Here is a 20,620-nt window from a genome sequence, read left to right on the forward strand (position 1 = left end):
TTTCACCTTCTACAATACGGCGCGTCCGCACCAAAGCTTAGCCTATCGGGTACCAGCGGTGGTGCATTTTCACGGCTAATCGGCTGACACGATCCACCTTAAGGTCGCCGATTCGTGGTCTCATCCATTGGGGTAGCCACCGCTTATTGCGCTTCCAGATCAGGTTGTCGGCCACGCCGTACCTGACGATCGTCAGGGCGACCAGCGAGATCAGGTTGGACAGCAGATAGTACATGCCCAGGCCAGCCGTCAGCAGGTAGATCATCGGGCCGCGCAGCAGAAATGCCGCGTTGTTCATGAATAAAAAGAACACCAGCCGCAGCACCCGTCCGCGTGTCTGCTGCCGGTCGGAGAAGACCCAGTGCTCGGTGAGGGCAAAGTTCCAGATCGTCGATCCCTGGGTGGCAAGCACCGCCGACAGCAGGTAGTGCAATCCGAGCAGCTCGGTCATGCCCGCCAGCAGCAGCAGATTGACGACGAGGCCGGAGATGCCGACCGTCAGGAACCGCATGAAGCGCAGGGAATCGCCGCTCACCCGCAGACGATAGAGATGGCGCAGGTACTTGATCCCTTCCCTGAGCGACGCTTTACTTTCGCCCGCATGCCTGCTGCCGAAGTGGAAGCCGACCTCGGCGATGCGTAGCTCCGGAGTCTGAACCAGGATCTCCAGCAGGATCTTAAAGCCATACGGTTTGAGCTGATCGACGTTCAGGGCCGTGCGGCGCACAACAAAAAAGCCGCTCATCGGATCACTCACCGCGCGCAGCCGCTTCGGAAACGTCACGCGCGCAGCCGTTGTCGACGCGCGTGAGAGCGATGCCCGCAGCCGATTGAACTCGTTCGCGTCGCCCTGCTGGCAGTAGCGGCTGCCAATCACCAGATCGATGTCGCCCCGGCGGGTGCGTTCGAGCATCTGCGGCACCAGCTCAGGCGGATGTTGCAGGTCGGCATCCATCACGCAGATCCACGGCGCTCGTGCCACCGTCATGCCCAGCACCACGGCACCCGCAAGCCCGTCTTGCCGCTCACCGACAGGCCGATGGATCACACGGAGCGTACAGCGCGCCTTTTCCTGCATTGCCTCAATCGATCCAACCGTGTCGTCATCGCTATCGTCCATGAACACGACTTCAAACGGCACGTCCTGCAACGCCTGCTCAAGACGCTCGATCAGCGGCTCGATGTTGCCTGCCTCGTTCCTGGTTGGTACCACGATCGACACTGCTGGGGGGAGGTGGAGGTTTGCGGGCGAATCGGCCTTGTCACGAACAGCTCCCCAGGCTCCCGCACAGGCGCCATCCACGTCAATGCGATGCGATGGATGTACCATAATTTCATGTCCTCTCGTAAGAACACTGCTCATACGGATGCTCGCTGCTACGGATCGCCGTTCTGGATGTTTGAGGAGAGTCCTCAAATACCTTTGTCGCCCCTAAGATGCTCAGCCTCCTTTGATCCACCGCCACGCCAGGCGGTAAAGCAGATAGCCAGAGAAACCAAGAGTCGGCACAGCAGATGACATGGTCGAGATGATCTTGGATGAAACCGTGCAACAGATAAAAAAGACCTCAAACCGTGGTTGAAGCAGCAGCGGTTCAGCGCTATCGCCCTGAGCGATAGAGTCTCGCGCATGGACGTTACTGCAACCAACGGAGTTGCGTCAGCCCACGCTCGTGGCTCGCCAAACCTCCCCATCCTGTTCGCTGGTCGACAACTGGTGGGAAAGCATGCTGGTGAGATAGAGCAGTGCTACCGATGTTGGTTGATCTGAAGCTGGGTGATGCACGTAGAGTAGATCGCTCTGGGAGTCTGGGAAGATGCCGTACAGTGCCGATCGTAACATTGGCGAGATGGTATGATCCAGCGACCTTAAGCACAAGATCTTGCGTGCTGCTGCGGAACTGGCTCGTGTGGTCGTCGGCTGAATAGCACCCCAAATACTGTCCAGCTCTATTCTATAGATCGCGGTTGGTGTCTCCCCTCTAGCGCTGTGCCTTCAACCTGCCTGGACGACCACATCGGCTGCTCCAATGAGGTCATACCAACCGGCTGCCAGTGCGCAAAAACACCCACCATGCATCAGTGATTCGTATCTGGCGTGCTCAGATGTCACCGGCACTCAACGAGTTAAGATGACAGCGTACGACTCCACGGGTGGGCGGCTGCATTACGCGGTTAGACAGGTTGGCTATTCCTTAGAAGACTGAATGATGTACCTAACGCCGCCCTCGGCGTTACTGTACCGGGCTGTGGAACCCGAAATGTATGTATTATGATGGAGTTAAGCCGTAGAACTCGCAATACGTACATCTACGTACAAACAGCGGCGAGGCCCCGTATTTTGCCCAGTTTGCCTGGGGCTACGGCGGCACTCCTGCATCACCCACCGCGCTTTGGATGACACGAGTCGCTCAGGGCTACTCATCCGAAGGACTTAAGTTTCCTTGCCAAAAACAGGCGATCCGCCTATCATCAACGTCCATACATCTTCACGCACCTTTTCTCGCACCGCTACGGCAACCAAGATCCATACTCAAGGAGAACCACGATGAGTCCGCTCGGAGGCCGCATCAAGGCCGATATTTCTGTCACCAGCATTCTTGGACATTGTGTGTTGTGGATCGTTCTTGGCATCGTTACGTTTGGCATCGCGCTTATGTTTTATCCCTACTCTTTCGCTAAATTGGCAATCAACCGCTGCTACATCCAAACGAGCGATAATAAGATTTCCCGGCTGCATTGTACCTTGAACGTATTCGATCAGATCGGTCATATCCTGCTCTGGTTGCTATTGACCGTCATCACCTTCGGCCTGGCCTATCCTTTCTACCTCTACAAAGTGTGGAATTTTGCCTTGAATAACACGTCCCTGGAACAGGCATAATTTCATCTCGCTCTGTTGATACGGCTGCCCGCTCCTAAAGCGGGCAGTTGTTGATCTCTGGCGCGGCACGATAGCTCCGATGCGCATACCTTTCGATAGCCGTTCCATCCTTGCGATCGTTCCTCATGTCCGACAGCATGCTGCACCCGACCGCATGCAGCGTGATCAGGGCGGCGGTTTTTCATGCCTGCTGGCATGCCATCGTCCGCGCCTGCTGACATGGAGGGCAGATGCGCTGCGACGCTCGGCGGTGTTGCAGCTTCACGGTGTTTCCGTATAATGCGTGAGACTCGACGTTTTCTCCCGGTCAGCGGGCGGTAGCCAACAACGTCAGCCCCCGGCAGGGCTTTACCAGATGGAGCACGGACGATGTACGGATTGATTGGGAAGCTGATCACGGTGCCTGGACAGCGGGACGCATTGATCGCTATCTTGCTTGAAGGTGTCGCCAGCATGCCCGGCTGTCTCAGCTATATCGTGGCAAAGGATACGACTGACGCGGACGCGATTTGGATTACTGAGGTCTGGGAGAGTCAGGCCAGCCACGAGGCGTCGCTGGCGCTTCCCGCTGTGCAGCAAGCCATAACACATGGCAAGCTCCTTATTGCGGGCTTCGGCGAGCGAATCGTTACCGAGCCAGTTGGGGGTCACGGCGTTGCATCTGCGCCAAATCACTAGCCGATACCCGCCATCTATTTTTTGATCGAACATCGCACGGGCATTCCGACAAAATCCCCATACCTCCGAGCGGCGGCGACGATCGCGGCGTCCTCGGCATCTGTGCGCGCGGCAAACGGCGCGATTTCGATCTCCACCGTATCTTTCTTGAAGGCTCGCCGCCAGGTCCCCACGACACGGCCCCCGATCACGATCGTCGCGTCGAACACGATCTTTGGGCTGATCTCCTGCCCGCCTCTCCGCGATTTGTCGAACGACGAGAAGCCAACCAGGAATTCGTCATACGTCGGCAGGAGCCACGCTGTATCAGATGGCTGCGCGGCTGGCGACATCGACGCCGAGAAGTAGTAGCTCTGGCCGTCGATCACCGCATGGCCCAGCTCAGCGCCGACCAGCTCAAGGCCGGCCTTGGCATCGGCCACAGTCAGCCCCGACCACCAGGTAAAATCGCGGACGGTGGCAGGGCCATGGCCGGTATAGTAGCGCCGTGTCAGCTCAGCCAATGCTTCTTCGCGCTGCAACCTCCGCGCATCAGGCGCGCGCTCATCCAGCAGCGCATACGTGAACTGCTTGCCGCGCCGGGGTCCGCTGCACACAATGCCATCCAGCTCGGCACGCATCACGATATGGCTGAGTCGCGAGCCCTCCGCCGCAATGTCGGCGGCTGCCAGCGCCGCGCCAAGCTCCGCGCGGGTGCGCAACTGACCACCCCGCAGCGTGTCGGTGATCACGGCGTTACTGCGATCGATCAGTGCATCGTCGAGTTCGAGCTGACGATGCCTGTAGGCATTCGCGGCCTTGACGCGCGGAGCCGTGAGCTCAAGCAGCCAGCGAATGTCTGCGGGCGTGACAAAATGCCAGGTCGGACGCATCACGTGCGTGCGCAGGATCGTTCCATCGGCAAAAGCCTGCTCGACCGTCTCATCCGTCGCATCGCGCATCCGCAGGCCGAGCGCCCATTTCGCGCCCAGATAATCCTGCGCCTGCACCGCGCCCAGCCAGGCCACGACCTCATCCGGGCGATCAAACGGTTGCTGCGAAAGCCGCTGCCACGCGAGTCGTTGAAGGGCGATCACTGATGCGTTCATGGTGTACTCCTGGCGTATCCGAGGCGTGGTCATCAGGCAAGGCCAGCCGTTCCCACGCACCCTGAAGATTATATGGACGACTGTAAGATATGCAATCGACGGAAGAACGAGCGCTCATCGTCGCACGGCACGTTGGGCGCTGATTTGCTGATTGTCGCCTCCTGGCCTAGAATGGGCCGCGAGCGAGAGTGGAGCTTATGAGCAAACGACCGACGATTCAACTGCCACTGCATCTCAAGAAACATCTCAGCGCGGGCCATCCCTGGGTCTACCGCGATCATCTGCCGTCGGGGCTGCGCTATGAGAGCGGCACCTGGGTGCGCCTGACCTGCGGGCCGTGGACCGGCTTCGGGCTGTGGGACGCCACCAGCCCGATCGCGGTGCGGATCTTCAGCCAGCAGCAGGTGCCCAACGCCGACTGGCTGGCGGCACAGGTCGCGGCGGCCTGGGAATTGCGCGCGCCGATTCGTCAGGGCGCGACGACCGCCTACCGCGTCATCTTTGGCGAGGGCGATGGCCTGCCGGGCCTTACCGTCGATCTCTACGGCAGCTACGCCGTGATCGCCACCTACGCCGAAAGCGTCCGCACGCTCGTGCCGCAGATCGTCGCGGCGCTCCGTGAGGTCGCGCCCCTCGACGGCATCGTCGGGCGCGTGGCGCGGGACGAGGCCGAGACTGAGGGTAAGATCCGGCTGCTGTGGGGCCAGCTCCCACCGCCCGATCTGGTGATCGAGGAGCATGGACTGAAGTTCCGCGCCAATCTCTTCGCCGGGCAGAAGACCGGCCTCTTTCTCGATCATCGCGAGAATCGGCACTACCTCGAAGCGTGGAGCTACGGCAGGCATGTGCTTAACTGCTTTTCGTACACCGGCGGCTTCTCGGTCTATGCCGCGTGGGGCGGCGCGGCCAGCGTCGTCAGCTGCGATATTGCGCCCGCCGCCGCCGAGGATGCTCGCGTGAACTTCGCGCTCAACGGCTTCAATCCCAACAGCTATGAGTTTGTGGTAGAAGATTGCTTCTCGCTGCTGGAGCGCTATGTCCGCGAAGGCCAGCAGTTCGATCTGGTGATCCTCGATCCGCCATCGTTCGCCACCGCCAAACGACAGGCCCATGCCGCCGTGCGCGCCTATACCCGGCTCAACCAGCTGGCGCTGCGCTGTGTCGCGCCGGGCGGCCTGCTGGCGTCGGCAAGCTGCACCAGCCAGGTATCGCCTGAGCACTTTCGGGCCATGCTGGCGGATGCCGCTCAGGGCGCGGGCGTGCGGCTCCAGATCCTCCACGATGCGGGACAGCCGCTCGATCATCTGGTGCCTGCCCACTTCCCCGAAGGCCGCTACCTCAAGTTTATGCTCTGCCGCGTCCGACCTGCGCTCTAGCGCGACAGGCCGGAGAACTAAACGAACAAAGAACAAAAGTTTAACCCGCTTGTCCCCTTGCTCCCCTGCTCCCCTGCGCCTTGTTCCCAGGCACTCGGCGCCCATGCCGCCTCGCGCTATCCGCCCGCCGCTGCACAGCCATGCGTGCCGAGCCGTGCGCTCTAGCAACATGTGTGTCTAGTCAACAAAGATACGGTCATATGGTATTGATGACGAATAGGGCATGGTTGTGAAGTACCAGAAATTTGTTCTTTCAAAATCAGGACTTAAGTTAGTACAAGAGTCGCAGACAATGGTGCGACAATTGGACATCCGAGGACATTAAGGAGGAATAAGGCAGCAACATGCACATCCAACCTCGCGGATGATGCCCTGGCGTACACCCCCCGTAGCACCACATGCATTGTGGTTCGTTTGGCAAGGAGAACCATCATGTTTGACGCCAATTTCATCGCGAATCCGTATCCGGCATACCAGGAGTTGCTGGCGACTGGCAGGATACATTGGGTAGAGTACCTTGGCGGCGCATGGCTCGTTCCACATTACGATGATGTCCTCACCCTACTGCGCGACCCCCGATTGTCGGCTGAGCGCTCAGGGGCCTATATGCAATGCTTCTCAGACGAGGAGCGGGCGACGCTTCAGCCGCTCCAGCGCTGCATGGATCTGTGGATGGTTTCCATGGACGGCGCTCCGCACATGAATATCCGTCGGCGGCTAAGCAAAGCGTTCACGCCACGCACGATCGATAACCTACGCCCGCATATTCAAACGCTGACCAATACGCTGATCGACCGCATGATCGATCAGTCGGGCGGTACCGGCCAGATCGAGCTGATGCACCAGTTTGCCCATCCGCTCCCCGCGATGGTCATCGCGCAGCTCCTCGGCGTTGCCAACGAAGATCAAGCCAAGTTCGTCCAATGGTCCGACGAACTGGCGGTCTTTATTTGCAGCGCCAATCCAACCTATGAGGAAGCCTGCCTGGGCCAGAACGCGATTCTGTCGATGATTGCCTACCTTGAGGATGTCGTCGCCGAGCGCCGTCAGCATCCCGGCGACGATCTGATCAGCCAGCTCGTCAACGTCGAGGATCACGATGATATGCTGACCGTGGAAGAGATCTTCTCGCAGTGCGTGCTCTTCCTGTTTGCAGGCCACGAAACCACCCGCAACCTGATCGGCAACGGCTTGCAGACGCTGCTGCACCATCCCGATCAAGTGGCGCTGCTGCGGCGCAACCCGTCGCTGATAAAAGGCGCGCTCGAAGAGATGGTGCGCTACGAATGCCCGGTCCAGCTGATCGCGCGCATTGCCATCGAAGATATGGAGATCCACGGCGCGCAGATCAAACGCGGCCAGACGGTGGCGGTGGTGCTGGGATCGGCTAACCGCGACCCGGAGCAGTTTAGCGATCCCGATCGCTTCGACATTACCCGGATCGGCAGCCGTCCGGTTTCCTTCGGCCATGGCGCGCATGTTTGCATCGGCATGGCGCTGGCATACGTCGAGGCCGGGGTCGCGCTCACCACGCTGCTGGAGCGGCTACCCAACTTGCGCCTCGTCAATGCGACGCCGGATTGGTCGCCGACCTTCCTCTTCCGCAGCCTGCGCAGCCTGCCGCTGGCCTTCGAGCCACAAGACAGGGCGCTGGAGGTCGCGGCCTAGACCATACCGCTCCCTCGGCTCATCGATTGAGCCGCCAATCTGATCGACCGCTATGGCGCAGGGTGCTTAACCGGCACCCTGTAAACGTTTAAACACCGGGAGCGCAGGCGACATGTTGCCTGCGCTCCTGCTGGCGTTGATCGTCTGCGCGGGTTACGAGCCAGCCACGAACAGCGCGCCGCTGCACGGCGGCAGAGTCAACTGCTGACCCTGGTAGTCGACGCCCGTCTCGGTCCGCAGCGCCAGCGGCAGATCGCCGGACAGCGCGACCTGCTGCGCGACGCCGCTTCGATTGAGCGCGACGATCGCGCTGCCCGCCGCGCTCTCGATCGCCACGACATACAGGCCAGCGTCGTGCAGGGCCAGTGCCCGCCTTGCGCCGCGCCACAGCGCGGGATGCTGCCGCCGGAGCGCGATCAGCTGCGTGTAAAACTGCAACACATCGCCGTTCTGCTCCGCGCCCCAGAGCATCGGCCCGCGCGCCTCTTCCATGCGCCGCGATCCATCGGGATACTCCAGATCGTGCGTCTGGTTGAGGCCGACCTCGGTGCCGTAGTAGATGATCGGCGGATGCGGCAGCGTAAACTGGCACAGCGCGGCCAGCTTGAGCCGTCGCACGTCGCCGCCGACCACCCACAAGAAGCGGTTCATATCGTGGTTGTCGAGAAACGACGGCAGCACGAAATCGCCGGGGAAATAGGCCAGATGGCGGCGCAGAAAGCTGTCGAAGGCGCTGGTATCGATCGTCTCGAAGGCGAAAAACGCGCGCATATGCTGCAGCAGCAGAAAATCGAGCACGCCGTCGAGCCGCCCCTGGTACGAGCGCTGTAGCTCAGCCGTCTCTACGATCTCGCCCACGGTAAACGAGCCGGGCTTGAGGGCGCGCGTGGCCGCCCGAAAATGCGTCCAGAAGCCGTGCGACGGGCCGTTGGCATAGTCCAGCCGAAAGCCGTCAGCGCCCTGCTCAAGCCAATACCTGGCCGCGCCGATGATATAGTCCCGCGCGCCGGGGCTTTCATTGTTAATCTGCGGCATCGACCTCACGCCGAAGAACGAGCGATACCGAGCGGGCCACTGCTCGAAGGTAAACCACGCGCGTTCGGGAGCGTCGGGATCGCTGATCGCCCGCTGGAAGGCCGGATGCTCGTCCGAGAGATGGTTGGCAACATAGTCGAGCAGCACGCGCATGCCGCGCTCATGCGCCGCCGCGAAGAGCTCGCGGAGATCGTCGTCGGTGCCCAGGCGCGGCTCGACATGCAGATAATCGGTCGCGTCGTAGCCGTGGTGCGTGGGCGACGGAAAGACCGGCGACAGCCAGAGGCAGTTAACGCCTAGCTCCTGTAAGTAGGGCAGCTTCTCGATCACGCCCCGCAGCGTGCCGCCCCAGATGGCGCCGAGCGACTGAGCGACATGCCAGCTTCGGCCAGCGCCGGGATTGAAGCGATCGACAAACACATGGTAGATCACCGCGTCGCGAATCCAATCCGGCACCCGCTCGCGATCGACATGATAGGCGAAGATGGCCGGCTCGCCGGTCAGCGGATCGGGATCGGCCCACGCCTGGCGTCCGGTGCGCGTCGCCGCCACGATCCGGTAGCGCACCAGCGTCCCCGCAGGCTGCGGCGGGATCATCCCCAGCCAGACCTGCCGGTAGCCCCACAGCAGCGTATCCCACAGCACCTCGCCGCGCTCAAGCTCAATCCGCGCCGACTCGGTCGTCGGATCGCTGCCGTCGAGCGTGTAGTAGGCCGTCACCGCGTCGGCGCTGACCTCCGTCCCAACCCGGACGCGCAGTTGCACCGGCTGCTCCGGCTCCGGGTCGACGGGCGTGATGTCGTGACCATGATGCACGCCGCGCCCCTGAGCCTGAAGCGCCGCCAGCCGCAGATCGTCGGTCGCCATCGTCCCAAAGATAAAATCTTGCGTAACGTTTGTCGGATTGTTCGTCATAGCATCCCAGTTCCGAGCTCCGAGTTCCACGTTTCAAGTTCGCTGGCTCTCGTTCTTGGTCCTTGGTCCCCCTTTGTTCCCTTCTCACCTTATTCCTTTGTTCTTCGACAGGCGAAGGGAGAAAGAGAGGATGGGGGCCAACCCCCACACCCCCGGCCTCACGGCGCTAGCACTAGCCCTTGACGCCGCCGACGGTCAGCCCTGAGACAAGATTGCGCTGCAACGCCAGGAACAGAATCATCACCGGCACCGAAACCATCAGCGACCCGGCGGCGAAGTAGCCCCAGGGCACCGCTTTATCATTCTGGAGAATAAACAGACCCACCGGCGCGGTATACTCCGCGCTGCTGTTGAGGATCGTCTGAGCGGTGATATACTCGTTCCATCCGGCCAGAAAGCTGAAGAGCGCTGTGATCGCCAGCACCGGACGCGCCAGCGGCAGCACCACGCGGAGGAACGCCTGCGTCGGCGATGCGCCGTCGATCAGCGCGGCCTCGCCAAGCTCGATCGGGATCGTATCGAAGTAGCCTTTGGTATTCCAGATGTTGAAGACCAGCGCGCCCGCCGAGTAGGCCAGGATCAGGCCGGTGTGGTCGAGCATGCCAAGCCGTTGCAGCAGCAGATAGAGCGGCACCAGCGCCATCACTGCCGGGAAGGATTGCAGCGCCAGGAAGAGCAGCAGCAGACCGGAGCGGCCCGGAAAGCGGAAGCGCGAGAAGGCATAGGCCGCCGGAGTAGCGATAAACAGCGTCGCGATCGTCGTCAGCGTGGCGATATAGAAGCTATTACGCACCCAGATGACAAAATCGGTTTTGGTCAGCATATACTGGTAGTTGCCCAGCGTCGTCTTGTCGGGCCACAGCGCAGTTGCCAGATTGGTCGAAAAGAGCGTCTGACCGGGCCGGACCGAGGCCGTTACCAAAAACCAGACCGGAAAGAGCGCAAAGAACACGGCGGCAATCAAGATCGCATAGACCACCACCATCTCAAGCACCGAGGCACGACGGCCAGAGCGAGCGCGTGCGCCAGGCAGCGACCGTTTCGCCGGTGTGACATCACTGACAGTCGCCACAGCAGACCTCCTAGTCGTATGCGGATTGGGTGATCCGATTAATGCGATTGTTGATCAGCACGAGCGAGAACAACAGAATGAAGACCAGCATGCCGAACGCCGCGCCGAGCGCAAAGAAGTTCTGACGGAAGGCCTGCTTATACACATACAGCATCACAAACTCGGTCGCGCCGGGCTGGCCCACCCTGGTCTGCGGCCCGCCCTCGGTGATCAGCCAGACCGTATTGAACATCTGGAACGTCGTGATCGAGCTGAGGATGATCGCGGGCATGATCGCCGGGCGGAGCAGCGGCAGCGTAAGCTGGAAAAGCTGCGTGAAGCGGGGCGCGCCGTCCACGTCGGCGGCCTCGTAGATCTCGCGCGGGATCGATTGCAGCGCGCCGAGGATGATCATCATAAAGAAGGGATAGCTCAGCCACAGGTTGACGATCACCACGGCGATAAACGCCAGCGTCGGGTTTTGCAGCCAGGGAATATCGGCGGGCAGGCCAAAGGCACGCAGCGAGTTATTGATCGTGCCGAACTCCTGGTTATAGAAGAACTTCCAGATCAGCGCCGTGACATACGAGGGCACCGCCCAGGGCACGATCAGCAGCACGCGCCAGATGCCTTTACCACGCACCGACTCGCTGTTGAGGATCAGCGCCAGGAACAGGCCGACCGCTAAAAAGAGCAAGACGCACACGATCGTAAACAGAAAGGTGCGGCCCATCACGATATAAAAGCTGCCGTCGATGCTGCCGAGCAGCTTCTCGTAGTTGTCGAAGCCGACGACTTGATAGCGGCGCAGGCGAAACGCGCCGTTCCGATTGGTGAGCGAGATATACATCGTATAGATGATCGGCACCACGCTCAGGAGAAAGATGCCGATCAGCGCAGGCCCGATGTAGAGCGTCGTTCGGCCAAGATCCATCCCGCGCGCAAACGGATCGCCGCCTCGCCCGGCCACGGCTGGTTTTACGGGCGTTTGAACAGCCATTGCGGTTGCCCTTCCTGATACAAAAGGCGGTGATCGAGGAGCAAGAACCCGGCTCCTCGATCGCCGCCTACCGACCCTTCTGCGTTACTCGCCCTTAATCGTGGCAACTTTCTCGCGAGCCGACTCGGCGGCAGCCTTGAGAGCCTCCTCGACCGGCTGATTGCCGGTCCAGATCGCGTTCTGCGCCTCGCCAGCCGGACCCCACAGCGCGTCCATGTACGGCGTGTTCGGCAGCGGCACGCCGTTCGCGGTCTGCTGAATGAACGCGGCGATGATCGGATCGTCCTTGACCTGCTCCTGAGCGGCCTTGTTCGCTGGCACCTGCTTGTTGGCCTCGGCCAGCGCGCCCTGGAACTCGGCGCCGCCGTAGTGCTTCATCAGCGCAATCGCGGCCTCTTCGTTCTTCGCGCCCGCCGCCAGCATCATCGTCTTGACGCCGACGAACGGCCTCGCGGGCTGGCCGGTTTCGCTGATCGTCGGGATCGGCGCGACGCCGAAGTTGATGTTCGCCTTCTGCACGTCCGCAGTTGCCCACGGGCCGGTCAGCCAGATCGCGGCCTTGCCCTCGGTGAAGAGCGAGCGCGCCACGTCGGCATCGACCTCTTTGGGCATGATCGACGAGAACTTCTGGAAGAAGGTACCAGCCTTGATGCTCTCAGGCGTGTCCAGGCCGACCGTGCCGTCTTCGGCGACGTACTGCGCGCCGTAGCCGTACCACCACGGAGCATTGAAGTACGGCTCGCCGTTGGCGCTGCGCGCCTGATAGACGAAGTAGTAGCTACCCTGGTTGGCCTTGTTGAACGCCTCGGCCTTCTGGAAGAGCTCGTCGGTGTTCTTGGGCAGCTCGGCCTCCGGCACCAGATCCTTGTTGTAGAAGAGCGCAATCGCCTCCATCGACTCGGGCACGCCCCAGATCTGATCCTCGAAGGTCATGGCGTTCACCGCCGTTTCGATGAAGTTCTCCTGAAGATACGCCTTGTCGATGCCCTTGTCGTCGAGCGGCTGGATCACCTCGGTCAGCGCGTTCTTGCCGATCTGGTCGTTGACCCACGCGATAATGTCGGGACCCTGGCCGGCTGGCACCGCGACATTGACCTTCTGGTTCAGGTCGGGCACGTTGAGCAGCTCAAGCGTGACGTTGTTGGCCGTGGCGTACTTGCCCAGCTCAGCTGTGATCGCCTCCAGGTAGCTGCCGCCCCACTGGTGCCAGATTACGACCTTCTGGCCGCCGGAGCCGAGCGAAACCGACGTCGGCGCAGCCGAGGCGGCTGGCGATTCTGCGGCGGCCTCGGATGGCGATGCTTCTGGTGATGCGGATGCTTCGGCTGAAGCAGAGGCTTCTGGTGATGGGGACGCTTCCGCTGAGGCGGCGGGCGATGCCGACGCGGCGGGCGATGCCGACGCGGCGGGCGACTCGGACGTGCCACCGGTGGTTGCGCTTGGTGCTGCGCCCTCGCCGCCCCCGCACGCGGCCAGGATCGAGGCGAGCATAATCAACAGGATCAAAGAAGCAATACGCTTCATGGGATCGTTTCTCCTTAGCGAATCAAATCCTAGATTCCGACGCGAACGATGCTCGAAGATTTACAGTCAGCGCTGGCACCCTCCTTCTTCTATTGAGCATACGGTTGTGAAACTGCGAGGGATAATCCATCTAAAGCTGCCCGACCAACGTATCCAGGGCCGGGGGGCTAAAGACGGTTTGAATGATCTGGCCTGCCGCGCCGAGGGAAACCGCGTTCGTCCCCAGGCGTCCCGCGACAATATCACAATGCTCAAGCGTAATCGGCAGCGCCCGCTCACGAGCCGTAGCGCGCACCGTTTCCAGCAGCAGCTCGCCCGCCGCCGCCAGCGGCCCGCCCAGCACCACCAGGCCAGGATTGTACAGATTGAGCAGGCTCGCAACGGCAACACCAAGATGTGTGCCCGCCCTGACAAAAAGATCGCGCGCAGCCTGATTCCCATTGTGCGCGTGCTCGATCAGTTGGTCAAGCGATCGGGGCTGCCCGTTGCCAAGCCGCGCGGCGGCCCGGAGGATCTGCGGCACACCGGCCATGGCTTCCAGACAGCCGTGCGAGCCACAGGAGCACAGCGGGCCATCCTCGTCGATCGTCAGGTGGCCGATCTCGCCCGCCGAGCCGATCTCGCCCCGGTAGATGCTCCCGTTCAGCACCAGCCCGGCGCCGATCCCGGTTGTGCCCAGGTAGATGTAGGCCATATTGCGGATGCTCGGAGCCACGCCCCAGCGATACTCCGCCAGCGCGCCGAGATTCGCGTCGTTGTCGACGTGGACCGGAAACGGCAGCGCCTCGCTGAAGCGATCGGGCAGGCACACGCCGCTCCAGCCCGGCATGATCGGCGGCGCGATCGTCTGGCCCGTGGCGTAGGTGATCGGGCCGGGAATGCCGATGCCCACGCCGGTCACTCTGGCCGTGTCGATCCCGGCGTCGCGCAGCGCGCGCTCTAGCACCTGCTGGACCAGATGCACGCCGTGATCAGGACCCGCCGTGATGTCGAACGGCTCGGTATGCTGGTATAAAATCTCCGCCTTGAGATCGGTGATCACCAGATGCAGAAACGTGGTCGCTAGCTCGATGCCAACACAGCAGTGCGAGCGGTAGTTTAGCTCCAGCAGAATAGGCCGCCGCCCGCCCCGCGACTCGCCCTTGTGGATCTCGCGGATGCGATCGGCCTCGATCAGCTCGTTGATGATATTGGAAACCGTGGAGCGGCTGAGATTGGTACGCTTGGCGATTTCCGCGCGCGAGATCTGGCCCTCCTGGCGCACGAGGTTGAGGATCAGCGCCTGGTTTAGCTCGCGCATGAGCGAAAGATCAGCCGTCAGTGGTACAGTTCCCATGCGCGCAATCATAGCCGAACTCATTTCGTTCGTCAACTGAACGATCAAACGAAATACTCGGCTCTTTTTCGTCCATCTGAGGCTATGGGATGCGGATTCTTTGGACTTTCGGCAGGCCGCCGCTCAGCCTTGCCACGCCACACGCTCGAAGGCGGCGCGTGCCAGCAGCGCCGTTTCAGCGCTGGCCGCATAGCGCGCAAACCACCAGTCATAGTTGGGGCTACGCCAGCCGGGAGCAGCGACCATCTGCGGCAGCTCGGCGGCCAGAAACGTCAGCGGGCGGAAGCGAATCGCATCGAACAGGCCGTCCAGCTCAGGCTGCGTCAGGCGATGGTGCTGGCCGTAGCCCGCGATCAGCGCATCGATCTGCGCGGCATCGGGCTTGTCGCCGTGCTCAGGATGGCACGAGCCGAGCAAAAAGCCAAGGTCGAGGATCGCAGGACAGGTGCCCGCGCCGTCCCAATCGATCACCGTGAGCGTCCCGTCGGGCAGCGCCAGCACGTTGCCGGGATGGAAATCGCTGTGGATCAGCGTGGCGGGCAGGTCTGTCCAGTGCTGCGTGGCATCGATCGCCGCGAGTAGCGCAGCATAGAGCGGCTGAAGTTGAGGCGGAACACGCCCCGCGATGCTGGCGAGATCGTCGAGCGCTAGGCTCATTTCCTGGGCAATGCTGCGCTCCGAGATCGGCAGCGCTTCGAGCAGCGGCGCGGCCTCGAACTGGGCGTGCAGGCGTCCCAGCAGCGCGCCGAGCCGTGTCAGCGTCGGCAGGTCGCGGCTCACAGGCATGCCCGCAACAAAGCGTGTCACCAGCAAACGCCAGCCGTCGCGAGCGGCAAAGGGCGCGTCATCAACGGTATGTACCAGCCGCTCAGCCGGATAGTCGGCCTCTTCCAGGGCGATCAGCACCCGCGCGGTGGCCGCGATGTCGCTCCTGGTATTCGCGGGCATGTACACGCGCACCACCCAGCGCGTCGCGTCGGGCAGCATCGCCAGATAGACCGGCTTATCGCCCTCGGTGCCGATCAGCCGCGTCAGCGCCACGGGCTGCACGTCGTAGGCGCTTCGGAGCGCCTCCCGCAGCATCGCGACGATGGTCGTGTCTTCGGCATCCACCCGAAACGTCCTCCACAACACAACAAGGGCGCTCCGTAGAACGCCCCTGCCGGAAACCATCGAACGAGCTTACTTGTCGCGCCGGGCCTCGCCCAGCGCCGCCTGCGCCGCAGCCAGCCGCGCGATCGGCACGCGGTACGGGCTGCACGAGACGTAGTCGAGGCCAACCTTGGCGCAGAAGACCACAGAGCTAGGCTCGCCGCCATGCTCGCCGCAGATCCCAACCTTCAGATCGCTGCGGGTCTTGCGACCGCGCTCGGTGCCGATCTGTACCAGCTGCCCGACACCTTCCTGGTCGAGCACCTGGAACGGATCGTCACGGAAGATCTTTTCCTCGACGTACTTGGGCACAAAGCGCGCGCTGTCGTCGCGACTAATACCCATCGTGGTCTGCGTCAGGTCGTTGGTGCCGAACGAGAAGAACTCAGCAACCTCGGCGATCTTATCGGCGACCAGCGCGGCGCGCGGCAGCTCGATCATCGTGCCGACCAGATAATCGCTAAAGCCGACCTCATCGGCCACGCGGCGCACGATGTCGGCCTGACGGCGCAGCTCCTCTACGGTATTGACCAACGGTATCATCACCTCAGGCTGCACGTCGACGCCCTGCTCTTTGCACTCCTTGGCGGCGGTGAAGATCGCGCGGGCCTGCATCTCGGTGATCTCAGGATAGACCATGCCCAGGCGGCAGCCACGGAAGCCGAGCATCGGATTGGCCTCGCGCAGGCTTTCGACCTTGCTCTTCAGCCGCTCGAAGGGAATGCCCATCTTGCCGGCCAGATCGCGAATCTCCTCGTCCTCATGCGGCAAGAACTCGTGCAGCGGCGGATCGAGCGTGCGGATCGTCACCGGCAGGCCGTTCATCGCCTTGAAGATCCCGACGAAGTCTTCCTTCTGGTACGGCTCGATCTGCGCCAGGGCGGCCTTGCGCTCTTCCAGCGTCTCGGCGACGATCATCTCGCGCACGGCGTCGATGCGGTTGCCCTCGAAGAACATGTGCTCAGTGCGGCACAGCCCGATGCCCTCCGCGCCGAAGCCACGCGCCACCTCGGCATCATGCGGCGTGTCGGCGTTGGTGCGCACACCGATCTGCCGAACCTCGTCGGCCCAGGTCATCAGCGTCTGGAAGTCGGGGCCAAGCTCAGGATTCTGCGTGTCAAGCTTGCCCTGGAACACCTCGCCGGTCGTACCGTCGAGCGTGATGTACTCGCCCTTCTTGACGACCGTGCCGTTGACCGAGAACTCTTCGCTACGGTAGTTGATCCGAATATCGCCAGCGCCGGCCACGCAGGGCTTGCCCATACCACGCGCCACCACTGCCGCGTGCGAGGTCATACCGCCGCGCGCCGTGAGCACCGCCTGCGCCGCGACCATGCCGTGAAAGTCTTCGGGCGCGGTTTCGACACGCACCAGAATCACCTTCTCGCCGTTCTGAGCGCGCTGCTCGGCCTCGTCGGGATCGAAGATCACCTCGCCGCTGGCCGCGCCGGGCGACGCGGGCAGGCCCTTCGCCAGCATATTGGCACGGGCCTTCGCCGCAGGCGTGATCGTCGGGTGGAGCAACTGATCGAGCTGCGCAGGCTCAACACGCTGGACCGCCGTCGCCCTGTCGATCACACCCTCGTTGACCAGATCGACCGCGATCGTGACCGCCGCCGCGCCCGTGCGCTTGCCGGTACGAGTCTGGAGCATGTAGAGCTTACCGCGCTCGACGGTAAACTCCATGTCCTGCACGTCGCGGTAGTGCTGCTCAAGCTGCCGCGCGATCTGCGCGAACTGCTGATAGACCTCCGGCATATCCCGCTCCATCTCGGCGATCGGACGCGGCGTGCGCACACCGGCGACCACGTCTTCGCCCTGGGCGTTGACCAGATACTCGCCGTAGAGCACATTCTCGCCGGTCGATGGGTCGCGGCTAAAGGCCACGCCCGTGGCGCTATCGTTGCCCATGTTGCCGAAGACCATCGTCTGGACGTTCACGCCGGTGCCGAGATCGTCGGGAATCTTGTTCAGGCGGCGATAGTCGACGGCCCGCCTGCCGAACCACGAGCGGAACACAGCGGCGATCGACTCGCGGAGCTGCTCCATCGGGTCATCGGGGAACTCAACGCCCTTATCTTCCTTGATGATCTGCTTGAAGCGATCGGCGATCTGCAACAGCTCGTCCGCGCTGAGGTCGGTATCCTGGCGCTGGCCGTGGCCCTTGGCCTCGTCCATGACATGCTCGAACTTCTCGCCGTCCACGCCCAGCACGATCTTGCCGAAGAGCTGCACGAAGCGGCGATAAGCATCGGCGGCAAAGCGCGGATTGTCGGTGAGCCGGGCAATGCCCTCGCGGGTATCCTGGTTCAGGCCAAGGTTGAGCACCGTATCCATCATGCCGGGCATCGAGAACTTCGCGCCCGACCGCACCGATACGAGCAGCGGATTCGACGGATCGCCAAACTTCTTGCCGGTCTGCTGCTCGACATCTTTGAGCGCGTCGAGCACCTGATCCCACAGACCTTCGGGGAACTGGCTGTCACTGGCGTAGTAGGCGTTACAGGCTTCGGTCGTGATCGTAAAGCCCGGAGGAACCGGCGCTCCCGATCGGGTCATCTCCGCCAGGCCGGCACCCTTACCGCCCAGCAAGTCACGCATTGAGGCGTCGCCCTCGCGGAAGAGGTACACGTACTTCTTAGACATTAACCGTACTCCTTCTAGGAGAATTCACACAAAAAGGCGCAGCAACCGTGTGTCTGCGCATCATTGAGCAGGTATAACGGCAGCGTGCGCTCCTGCTGCGATTGTAGCGCGTTCGTCCGGCAGTGTCAAAAACACCCTGGGCTGCACCTCCACTCTCCCGATCGAAACGCTTGCAGCAATCGCCGTGCAAGCAAAACTACGCTACAATCGAGAGAACAAGCGAGCAAGCGAACAAGGGAAGAACGAACTTAAGCCAAGGCTTTTGGTGCTTGGTTCTTCGTGCGACAGGCGAGGGAGAGGCATGGAGCAATCATATCTGAAGCGGCAACCGACGACGCTGGCGCAAGCGGAACGCCGCTGGCACTGGCTGCGGCACCGCCTGCTGCACTGGGAGCATCCGCTCTGGAGCGCGCTGCTTGCGATGGCAGCCTACACGATCATCGCCGCGAAGCACGGCTCGCTCTGGCATGCGTCGGAGTACGCCTATTTCAACTACCTCGCCGATGCGCTTCTGCACGGGCAGGTACATCTGCGGGTCACGCCAGCCAGCATCCACGATCTGAGCGTCTTCGGCGGGCGCTACTACCTCTACTGGCCGCCCTTCCCGGCGCTGGCGCTGCTGCCGTTCGTCGCGGTGTGGGGCGTGGGCGTCAGCGATATTCTGCTGACGATCGGCGTCGGCGGCCTCAACGTGGCGCTGGTCGCGCTGCTGCTGCGCCACGCCAGCGCGCGCGGTATCATCGCGCTGTCGTCGCTGCAACGCGGGCTGCTGGTGCTCTTCTTCGCGCTCGGCACGACACACACCGCTCTCGCGCCGTACGGGAGAGTCTGGTACACCGGCCAGCTTGTGGGCTTCGCGTGTGTGGCGCTGGCCTACCTGGCGGCGATCGATCTGCGGCGGTCGGTGGCGTTTCTCTGCGCGGGTCTGGCGCTCGGCGGCGCGCTGCTGACGCGCAACCATCTGGTCTTCGCCGGGCTGTGGCCCGCCTGCTACCTGCTGTGGCGGCACTGGCAGGAGCCGTCCGAGCGCGGCTGGCGCTTGTTCGGCTACGTCCTGATCGGGATCGGGCCGGTGATCCTGGCGGTCACGCTGCTGGGCATGTACAACTGGCTGCGCTTCGGCAGCGCGCTCGACAACGGGCTGGCCTATCACCGTATGTCGGCGTTCTTTGCGCGCGACTACCAGCGCTACGGCGCGTTCGATCTGCACTACCTGCCGATCAACCTCTTCTATCAATTCGTGGCCTACCCGTTCCCGTGGCGACCGGGGAGCGACATGGGCGGCAGCCTGTTCGTGCTCAGCCCCGTCTTTTTCGCCGCGCTCTGGGGTATCGTCGTCGGGCGTCCGCGCTGGTCGGTCTGGGCGCTGCTCGCGACGATCCTGCTGGTGGCGGTGCCGATTTTATTGCTGATGGGCACCGGCTGGCGGCAGTTCGGCCCGCGCTACACGCTGGATTTTACGGTGCCGCTGCTGCTGCTGACCGCGCTTGGTATCCGGCGCTGGCCGCTCTGGCTCATCGGCCTGCTGACGGCGATCTCTGTGCTGCACTACCTGATCGGCTCGGTCTATCTCGGCGATGTGATTTAAGCGAGCAAACAAAGAAGAAAGCGGCGCAAGGCCGGGGGTGTCCCCCATCAACGCTTACGCCCCCTCTCCTACCGCAGTGAGAGAGGGGGGTGAGGGCCTGCAACCTGGAACTCGGAACTCGAAAGCCGTATGCTAGCGGGTCTACTGCTTGCCGAACATATCGCCAAGATTGCCGAGCATCTGCTGAGCCTGGCCCGCCAGATTCTCGCCGCCCTGACCGCTGAGGATCGCATCAACCTGAGCGGCTATCGGAGCGGGTAGCTGCGTTTTGATAAAGCCCGCGACCATCTGCACGGCCTCACGCGCCTGCGACTCGCTGATGCCGGTTCGTTCGGTGATCTGCTGAACCAACAAATCCATGATTGTCCTCCTTCGTGAGCGATCTTGCTCAATGAGCACCGCAATCCTGCCGTGCTGGGCTCCTGCTCATCATCGCCATGCGAGCAGTTCGATACCGATGTGTCCGAGGGCTGCAATCCGCCTCGGTGCTGGCCGCCGTGAGATAGATGATGCTGACCCACAGGCCGCGCGGCATGTGGTAGAAGAGCACCGGAAAAACGATCGCGAAGATGATCAGCGTCGTCAGCAGCGGCAGGAGCGGCCCGCTGGCGAAGAGCCGCCCCGATGGCATTGGGGACAGCGCAGCCGCAGCCCATCGAGCAGTGCGTGCGGTATTCGT

General features: G+C 62.3%; 16 protein-coding genes. 5 read left to right on the forward strand and 11 right to left on the reverse strand.

The features are described from left to right. Positions 1 to 37: 37 nt before the first annotated feature. The gene (locus tag VFZ66_25620) at positions 38 to 1,363 is read right to left on the reverse strand and encodes a glycosyltransferase family 2 protein (GenBank protein ID HEX6292590.1); all 1,326 of its coding nucleotides are present in this window, start codon (positions 1,361 to 1,363) and stop codon (positions 38 to 40) included. A gap of 1,185 nt (positions 1,364 to 2,548) precedes the next feature. Between VFZ66_25620 and VFZ66_25625 the strand changes: the two genes are divergently transcribed. Next, positions 2,549 to 2,884, forward strand: coding sequence for a DUF6693 family protein (locus tag VFZ66_25625; GenBank protein ID HEX6292591.1), 336 nt, complete (start codon positions 2,549 to 2,551; stop codon positions 2,882 to 2,884). Positions 2,885 to 3,253: 369 nt separating this feature from the next. Next, a complete protein-coding gene (locus VFZ66_25630; protein ID HEX6292592.1) occupies positions 3,254 to 3,562 on the forward strand; it encodes a putative quinol monooxygenase in 309 nt (102 codons plus the stop codon). 14 nt (positions 3,563 to 3,576) lie between these two features. Here VFZ66_25630 and VFZ66_25635 read toward each other — a convergent pair whose 3' ends face one another. Next, the gene (locus VFZ66_25635; protein ID HEX6292593.1) at positions 3,577 to 4,650 is read right to left on the reverse strand and encodes a winged helix DNA-binding domain-containing protein; all 1,074 of its coding nucleotides are present in this window, start codon (positions 4,648 to 4,650) and stop codon (positions 3,577 to 3,579) included. A 197-nt stretch (positions 4,651 to 4,847) separates the two neighbouring features. On the opposite strand from VFZ66_25635, the gene VFZ66_25640 reads away from it, so the two are divergent. Further along, positions 4,848 to 6,026: a class I SAM-dependent rRNA methyltransferase gene (locus VFZ66_25640; GenBank protein ID HEX6292594.1), complete on the forward strand. Its 1,179-nt coding sequence runs from the start codon at positions 4,848 to 4,850 to the stop codon at positions 6,024 to 6,026. A 432-nt stretch (positions 6,027 to 6,458) separates the two neighbouring features. After that, entirely contained in the window at positions 6,459 to 7,694 is a 1,236-nt protein-coding gene (locus tag VFZ66_25645) for a cytochrome P450 (protein HEX6292595.1), read from the forward strand. A 153-nt stretch (positions 7,695 to 7,847) separates the two neighbouring features. On the opposite strand, the gene VFZ66_25650 is transcribed toward VFZ66_25645, so the two are convergent. From VFZ66_25650 to ppdK, 7 genes are all read right to left on the reverse strand, one after another. Next, entirely contained in the window at positions 7,848 to 9,644 is a 1,797-nt protein-coding gene (locus VFZ66_25650) for an alpha-amylase family glycosyl hydrolase (GenBank protein HEX6292596.1), read from the reverse strand. 172 nt (positions 9,645 to 9,816) lie between these two features. Next, positions 9,817 to 10,716, reverse strand: coding sequence for a sugar ABC transporter permease (locus VFZ66_25655; protein ID HEX6292597.1), 900 nt, complete (start codon positions 10,714 to 10,716; stop codon positions 9,817 to 9,819). A gap of 10 nt (positions 10,717 to 10,726) precedes the next feature. Further along, positions 10,727 to 11,695 carry a sugar ABC transporter permease gene (locus VFZ66_25660; protein HEX6292598.1) on the reverse strand — a complete coding sequence of 323 codons (969 nt, stop codon included), beginning with the start codon at positions 11,693 to 11,695 and terminating at the stop codon, positions 10,727 to 10,729. An 84-nt stretch (positions 11,696 to 11,779) separates the two neighbouring features. After that, positions 11,780 to 13,219 (reverse strand): extracellular solute-binding protein, encoded by a 1,440-nt coding sequence (locus tag VFZ66_25665; protein ID HEX6292599.1) that lies wholly within the window; start codon positions 13,217 to 13,219, stop codon positions 11,780 to 11,782. A 130-nt stretch (positions 13,220 to 13,349) separates the two neighbouring features. Beyond that, entirely contained in the window at positions 13,350 to 14,555 is a 1,206-nt protein-coding gene (locus VFZ66_25670; GenBank protein HEX6292600.1) for an ROK family transcriptional regulator, read from the reverse strand. A 123-nt stretch (positions 14,556 to 14,678) separates the two neighbouring features. Continuing rightward, entirely contained in the window at positions 14,679 to 15,668 is a 990-nt protein-coding gene (locus VFZ66_25675; GenBank protein ID HEX6292601.1) for a phosphotransferase, read from the reverse strand. 69 nt (positions 15,669 to 15,737) lie between these two features. After that, positions 15,738 to 18,353, reverse strand: coding sequence for a pyruvate, phosphate dikinase (ppdK, locus tag VFZ66_25680; protein ID HEX6292602.1), 2,616 nt, complete (start codon positions 18,351 to 18,353; stop codon positions 15,738 to 15,740). A 301-nt stretch (positions 18,354 to 18,654) separates the two neighbouring features. Between ppdK and VFZ66_25685 the strand changes: the two genes are divergently transcribed. After that, complete coding sequence (locus VFZ66_25685; protein ID HEX6292603.1) at positions 18,655 to 19,941, forward strand: hypothetical protein; 1,287 nt, start codon at positions 18,655 to 18,657, stop codon at positions 19,939 to 19,941. Between the two features lie 141 nt (positions 19,942 to 20,082). On the opposite strand, the gene VFZ66_25690 is transcribed toward VFZ66_25685, so the two are convergent. Both VFZ66_25690 and VFZ66_25695 read right to left on the reverse strand, forming a co-directional pair. Next, entirely contained in the window at positions 20,083 to 20,301 is a 219-nt protein-coding gene (locus tag VFZ66_25690) for a hypothetical protein (protein ID HEX6292604.1), read from the reverse strand. Positions 20,302 to 20,329: 28 nt separating this feature from the next. Further along, the gene (locus VFZ66_25695; GenBank protein HEX6292605.1) at positions 20,330 to 20,572 is read right to left on the reverse strand and encodes a hypothetical protein; all 243 of its coding nucleotides are present in this window, start codon (positions 20,570 to 20,572) and stop codon (positions 20,330 to 20,332) included. Positions 20,573 to 20,620: the final 48 nt, after the last annotated feature.

This window comes from Herpetosiphonaceae bacterium, from assembly GCA_036374795.1.
Taxonomy (GTDB): Bacteria; Chloroflexota; Chloroflexia; order Chloroflexales; family Kallotenuaceae; genus LB3-1.

Coding starts and splice junctions, on each gene's coding strand:
- VFZ66_25620 (HEX6292590.1), bottom strand. CDS start 1,363: ATGAGCAGTGTTCTTACGAGAGGACATGAAATTATGGTACATCCATCG.
- VFZ66_25625 (HEX6292591.1), top strand. CDS start 2,549: ATGAGTCCGCTCGGAGGCCGCATCAAGGCCGATATTTCTGTCACCAGC.
- VFZ66_25630 (HEX6292592.1), top strand. CDS start 3,254: ATGTACGGATTGATTGGGAAGCTGATCACGGTGCCTGGACAGCGGGAC.
- VFZ66_25635 (HEX6292593.1), bottom strand. CDS start 4,650: ATGAACGCATCAGTGATCGCCCTTCAACGACTCGCGTGGCAGCGGCTT.
- VFZ66_25640 (HEX6292594.1), top strand. CDS start 4,848: ATGAGCAAACGACCGACGATTCAACTGCCACTGCATCTCAAGAAACAT.
- VFZ66_25645 (HEX6292595.1), top strand. CDS start 6,459: ATGTTTGACGCCAATTTCATCGCGAATCCGTATCCGGCATACCAGGAG.
- VFZ66_25650 (HEX6292596.1), bottom strand. CDS start 9,644: ATGACGAACAATCCGACAAACGTTACGCAAGATTTTATCTTTGGGACG.
- VFZ66_25660 (HEX6292598.1), bottom strand. CDS start 11,695: ATGGCTGTTCAAACGCCCGTAAAACCAGCCGTGGCCGGGCGAGGCGGC.
- VFZ66_25665 (HEX6292599.1), bottom strand. CDS start 13,219: ATGAAGCGTATTGCTTCTTTGATCCTGTTGATTATGCTCGCCTCGATC.
- VFZ66_25670 (HEX6292600.1), bottom strand. CDS start 14,555: ATGGGAACTGTACCACTGACGGCTGATCTTTCGCTCATGCGCGAGCTA.
- ppdK (HEX6292602.1), bottom strand. CDS start 18,353: ATGTCTAAGAAGTACGTGTACCTCTTCCGCGAGGGCGACGCCTCAATG.
- VFZ66_25685 (HEX6292603.1), top strand. CDS start 18,655: ATGGAGCAATCATATCTGAAGCGGCAACCGACGACGCTGGCGCAAGCG.
- VFZ66_25690 (HEX6292604.1), bottom strand. CDS start 20,301: ATGGATTTGTTGGTTCAGCAGATCACCGAACGAACCGGCATCAGCGAG.
- VFZ66_25695 (HEX6292605.1), bottom strand. CDS start 20,572: ATGCCATCGGGGCGGCTCTTCGCCAGCGGGCCGCTCCTGCCGCTGCTG.